This window comes from Escherichia sp. KCJ4928 (genome assembly GCF_004352695.1).
In the GTDB taxonomy this organism is placed as follows: domain Bacteria; phylum Pseudomonadota; class Gammaproteobacteria; order Enterobacterales; family Enterobacteriaceae; genus ECMA0423.
In genome coordinates this window covers 1-679 of sequence record NZ_SJWV01000521.1, presented here as the reverse complement: position 1 = coordinate 679, position 679 = coordinate 1, and the positions used below count along the sequence as shown (strand labels likewise).

Annotated in this window: 1 protein-coding gene; it reads right to left on the bottom strand. The window is 35.1% G+C overall.

Translation table 11 applies throughout. The annotated features are described in order from the left end of the window. Nucleotides 1-124: 124 nt before the first annotated feature. Nucleotides 125-679 (bottom strand): CatB-related O-acetyltransferase (locus E0D98_RS25275; RefSeq protein WP_131891444.1); only part of this gene is annotated, 555 nt, incomplete at its 5' end.

The following is a 679-nucleotide window of genomic DNA, read 5'->3' as shown; positions in this document are numbered from 1 at the left end:
CCTTGTAATATATCAGGTTTAAAAATACTACTTTTTGTTCCGAAATTTTTAAATGAAACGCGAAATATAAATGAAGAAAGAAGAGTAGCTATTTTACGTTTGACCTTCAACATTAACTCGTACATTACAACCTCTTTTTAAAATTTGAGGAAAAATCTACAAGGGTATCTACATCAAATTCCCACCAAGAACAATTTATATTTTGTCTGGTCCTAATGACTCTCGCAGGAACACCACCTACGATAGTATAAGGTTGAACATCTTTGGTAACAACCGCCCCAGCTCCAATAACTGCTCCATCACCAATTGTCACACCATCCATTACGATGGCATTTACGCCAATCCAAACATCATTGCCTATGATGACTCTCTCTGATTCGGTGATTGATTCAATCACTTTTTCATTAACTCTATAATTTTTCAATCTATAAGGGAAGCAGGTATTTTCCGAGTAAAATACCGGATGTGTTGAAAGAAAATCAACTGGGTGTTTTCCAAGGCCTATTTTAACGCCTTCTGCAATAGAACAAAATTTACCAATTTCACAATTATTAACGGAGGCGGTGCCTGCGAAATACGTATAATCACCTACTATAGAATTAGTTATATTTGCACGACAGAATAAAACAGTGTAGCGACCGAATTGTGTAGACCGATTTTTTCTTTTATAAAAATATGA